Origin of the sequence: Mesorhizobium sp. M1A.F.Ca.IN.022.07.1.1, assembly GCF_003997575.1 — a bacterium.
In the GTDB taxonomy this organism is placed as follows: domain Bacteria; phylum Pseudomonadota; class Alphaproteobacteria; order Rhizobiales; family Rhizobiaceae; genus Mesorhizobium.
On record NZ_RZST01000421.1, the window covers coordinates 1 to 4378 of the forward strand.

Genomic DNA, 4378 nt, shown 5'->3' on the forward strand with positions numbered 1-4378 from the left:
AGCTTGCGGCAAGGCGCGCCAGCGCCGCCGATCTCGCCGAAATCGAACGCGCGGTCGTCGGCATGCGCGACAATATCCCGGGCGACCTCAACGCGGTCTGCCAGGCGGACCTTGCCTTCCACAAGGGCGTCATCGCCGCCAGCCATAATGTCGTGCTCAAGGGGCTGGTCGGCATGCTGGAAGCTGCCCTGCGCGCCACCTTCCTGGTCACCAATCCGTTGATGGAGGCGCAATCGCGCGCGCTGTCGGCGCATGTCGCGGTGCTGGAGGCGATCCGCGTCCGCGACACCGCCGGCGCCCGCGGCGCCATGAACAGGCTGCTTGACATCGCCGCCGACGATCTTCACGCCAGAGGGTGACGTTTCCGGCTTGACGCCATTTTTTATCATATGATATTTCAATTTCATATGATCTAATTAGCGTCATGGGAGGAGTTGCGCTTGAGGATCGTGGCCATCACCACGCGCGTCGTGAACGCGGATATGCGCAACTGGGTGTTCGTGCGTGTCGAGACCGACCAGCCGGGCCTCTACGGTTGGGGCGAGGCGACGCTGGAATGGAAGACCCAGGCCGTCGTCGGCGCCGTCAATGACCTCGCGCCGCTTCTGGTCGGCCGCGACCCGCGCGACATCGAGCAGGCGGTGCGCATCCTCAAAAAGCACTCCTTCTGGCGGCTCGGCGTCATCGGCATGTCGGCGGTTTCCGGCATCGAGCTGGCGCTCTGGGACATTTTTGGCAAATGGCTCGATCAGCCGGTCTGGCGCTTGCTCGGCGGCAAGGTGCGCGACCGGGTCAAGGTCTATACGCATCTCGGCCTCGGCGACATGCGCGCCGTCTACGAGACGTTGGAGACCGAGCCGTTGGTGCGGCGCGCCTCCGAAGTGGTTGCCACGGGCTATCGCGCGCTGAAGGCCGTCTTCATCCCCTACAGCCACTATCATGCGCCGCTCGTCGAGGTCGACAAGGTCGGCCGCCTAATGGAGGCGCTGCGCAAGACAGTCGGTCCCGAAGTCGAGATCATGGTCGATTTCCACGGCCGTCCCGCCTCGGCCTCCACCGCGCTCGCCTATATCGACGCGCTTGCGCCCTACCGACCGATGTTCGTCGAAGAGCCGCTGCCGCCGGGCGAGACCGGCGCGCTGGCGCAGCTCGTCGCCAAATCGCGCGTGCCGATCGCCACCGGCGAGCGGCTGATCGATCGTCCCGAATTCGACGACCTTTTCCGGGCAAGGGCGGTCGACATCGTGCAGCCGGACATCTGCCACTGCGGCGGCCTGCTCGAGGCGAAGAAAATCGCCGCCATGGCCGAGGCGGTCTCGGTCGGTGTGGCGCCGCACAATCCGCTCGGTCCGATCGCCGGCGCGGCGGCGCTGCATTTCGCGGTCTCCACGCCCAATCACCTGATCCAGGAAGAGATGGTCGGTGCCGTGCCCTGGTATTTCGAAGTGGTGAAGGGGCCGATCCGCATGATCGACGGCTGCTGGCAGGTGCCGGATGCGCCCGGGCTCGGCGTCGAGGTCGACGAAGCGGTCGCCGACCGGCATCCCTACAGGCCGGAGGTCATGCACACCACCAATGCCGTCCTTGCCGACGGCACCATCGTGGACTGGTGACCATGGCCGGGCGACTGAAGGACAAGGTGGTGATTGTCACCGGCGCCGGGCGCGGCATCGGCGAGGCGACGGCGCGCGCGATGGCCGCCGAGGGTGCGGCCATCGTCGTGGCCGAAAAGGATGCGCTCAGCGGAAAGAGCGTTGCCGCGTCGCTGGTCGAAGCCGGCGCTCGGGCGCTGTTCGTGGAGACCGACGTCGCCGATATCGCATCCTGCAAAGCGATGGCCGAGCAAGCGCTTGCCACCTTCGGCCGCATCGACGTGCTGGTCGCCAATGCCGGCATCAACGTTTTCCACGAGCCGCTGGAAACCACGGAAGAGGAATGGCGGCGCTGCTTTGCCGTCGATCTCGACGGGGTGTGGTATTCGGCGCGCGCCGTGCTGCCGGCGATGCGGGCTCAGACGCAGGGTTCGATCGTGGCGATCGCTTCGTGCCATTCTTTCGCGATCATCCCCTCGACCTTTCCCTATCCGGTTGCCAAGCACGGACTGCTCGGCCTGGTACGATCGCTCGGCGTTCAATACGCGGCCGAAGGTGTTCGCGTGAACGCGATCGCACCCGGCTACATCGAGACGCAGATCGCGGTCGACTACTGGAACACCTTTCCTGATCCGCAGGCGGAGCGCCAGCGCACCTACGACCTGCACCCGCCGCGCCGCATCGGGCGGCCGGAGGAGGTGGCGATGACTGCCGTCTTCCTCGGCTCCGACGAGGCCCCGTTCATCAACGCGGCCTGCATCGTCATCGATGGCGGGCGCTCGGTTCTCTACCACGAATGAGGTTTCGCACCGGCGGCCGGTCGCCGGAAACGTCTTCAAGCAAAAAGGACTCCCGCCGGCCGGGATCGATATTGAGGAGGAAACCATGAAACGCATGATCAGGACGTGGCTTGCTGTGGCCGCGACCGCAGCCGTCGCGCTGACGGTCCATGGCGCCGGCGCGCAGGACAAGATGAAGTTCGGCTATATCAACAAGATGGGCGACCATCCCTGGTTCGTCCGCGAGGTGAAGGGTGCCAAGGACAAGGCCGCCGAGCTCGGCGTCGACCTGCTTGTCCAGGACGTTCAGTTCGACGCCAACCTCGCCGTCACCACCTTCGACACCTATGTCGGCGACGGCGTCAAGGGCATCGCCGTGGTGGTGCCGGACCGCTCGCTCGGCCCGGTCGTCGCCGACAAAGCAAAGGCCGCCAAGATCGGCCTGATTGCTGTCGACGACGACATCGCCTTCGCCGACGGCACGCCGGTCGCCTATGTCGGCATGAACGCGCTCAACATCGGCAAGCAGGTCGGCGGCGAGATTGCCCGCATCGTCAAGGCCGAAGGCTGGGACAAGGACCTCTCCAAGGTGCGCGTGGGCTCGATCGAGGACCAGAAGGCCGACACCTGCATGCGCCGCAACAAGGGCGCGGAGGAAGCGCTGGTCGCAGCGATCCCGGAGATCAAGTCGCGCATCGTCTCGATTCCCTATGACAACACGATGGTTAACTCGATCGATGTCGTGTCGACGACGCTGACAGCCAATCCGGACGCCGAGAAGTGGATCTTCTACTCCTGCAATGACGACGGCGTGCTTGGCGGCGTGCGCGCTACGGAGAATGCCGGCATGAAGCCGGAGAACGTCATCGGCATCGGCATCGACGGTTCCCGCTCCTGCGAGGCCTTCGGTTCCGGCAAGCCGACGGGCTTCCGCGGCACGATGTGGCTGGACAGCGCCAAGCACGGCGCCGCCGCTATCCAGGCGCTCTACGACCAAGCTACCGGCAAGGAGATGCAGAAGGACTATTTCCAGGACGCCACGCTGATCAGCGGCGAGAACTTCGCCAAGTTCAAGGACACTCTCGGTTGCAAGTCCTAGGCTCCCTTTCGGGCTCGGGGCGGATGGCCTTTGGGCGGGCGGCTTCAAAGGGAGTCTCCCGCCCATGACCGTGCCCGTCGTTGCCGTCGAAGGCGTCAGCAAGCGCTTCGGCGCCGTGCAGGCGCTGCGCGACGTGTCGGTCGCTTTCAACGTCGGCGAGATCACCGCGCTGATCGGCGAGAACGGCGCCGGCAAGTCGACGCTGATGCGCGTGCTGGAGGGCGAGCATCGGCCGGATAGTGGCCGGGTCCTGGTCGACGGGCAGCCGGTGCAGCTCAGCTCGCCGCGCGCCGCACACGGCTCGGGCATCCGCGTCATCCACCAGGAGCCGGAGATCATCCCGGAGCTTACGGTGGCGGAAAACATCTTCATCGGCGACATCAAGGCGCGGGGCGCAATTTTTCTCGACCGCGCTGATCTCGAAAGACGCAGTCTCGACCTGTTGCGCACCTTTGGCGTGGTCGACGTGCTTTCGCCCGGGCAGCGCTGCCATGGCCTGAGCCCGGCGCTCAGGCAGCTGATCGAAATCATGCGCGCGCTGCGGCCGGGCGCGCGGCTGCTTGCCTTCGACGAGCCGACCTCGTCTTTGACGGAGGACGAGGCGCAACGGCTGTTCCGCGTCATCCGGCGCCTGAAGGCCGACGGCGTCGCGGTGATCTACATCTCGCACCGGCTGCGCGAGATCATCGAGCTTGCCGATCGGTGCGTGGTGATGCGCGACGGCAGCCGCGTCGCCGACGAACCAATCGCGGCGCTCGACGAGCAGCGCATGGTGCGGCTGATGGTCGGCAGGCCGGTAAGCGACCTGTTCAACCGAAAAGTGCGCGCGCTCGGGCCGGTCCGGCTGGCGCTCGAAGGCGTCACGACACGCCGCGTCGACGGGATCAGCTTCGAGGTCAGGGCAGGCG

The 4378-nt window shown here is 66.0% G+C and carries 5 protein-coding genes; all 5 read left to right on the forward strand.

The window, feature by feature from the left end; all coding sequences use genetic code 11:
- Nucleotides 1-359 (forward strand): FCD domain-containing protein (locus EOA75_RS29445; RefSeq protein ID WP_164747642.1); only part of this gene is annotated, 359 nt, incomplete at its 5' end.
- Between the two features lie 90 nt (nucleotides 360-449).
- Nucleotides 450-1613, forward strand: coding sequence for a galactonate dehydratase (gene dgoD, locus EOA75_RS29450; RefSeq protein WP_245299514.1), 1164 nt, complete (start codon nucleotides 450-452; stop codon nucleotides 1611-1613).
- A 2-nt stretch (nucleotides 1614-1615) separates the two neighbouring features.
- On the forward strand, nucleotides 1616-2392 hold the full coding sequence (locus EOA75_RS29455) for an SDR family oxidoreductase (protein WP_066990055.1): 777 nt from the start codon (nucleotides 1616-1618) through the stop codon (nucleotides 2390-2392).
- A gap of 85 nt (nucleotides 2393-2477) precedes the next feature.
- Entirely contained in the window at nucleotides 2478-3470 is a 993-nt protein-coding gene (locus EOA75_RS29460; RefSeq protein WP_082953661.1) for a substrate-binding domain-containing protein, read from the forward strand.
- A gap of 64 nt (nucleotides 3471-3534) precedes the next feature.
- The coding region (locus tag EOA75_RS29465; RefSeq protein WP_164747643.1) for an ATP-binding cassette domain-containing protein at nucleotides 3535-4378 on the forward strand (844 nt) is incomplete at its 3' end.

What these genes read in the sequence shown, in the direction of transcription:
- EOA75_RS29455 (WP_066990055.1), top strand. Translation starts at nt 1,616, where the DNA reads ATGGCCGGGCGACTGAAGGACAAGGTGGTGATTGTCACCGGCGCCGGG.
- EOA75_RS29460 (WP_082953661.1), top strand. Translation starts at nt 2,478, where the DNA reads ATGAAACGCATGATCAGGACGTGGCTTGCTGTGGCCGCGACCGCAGCC.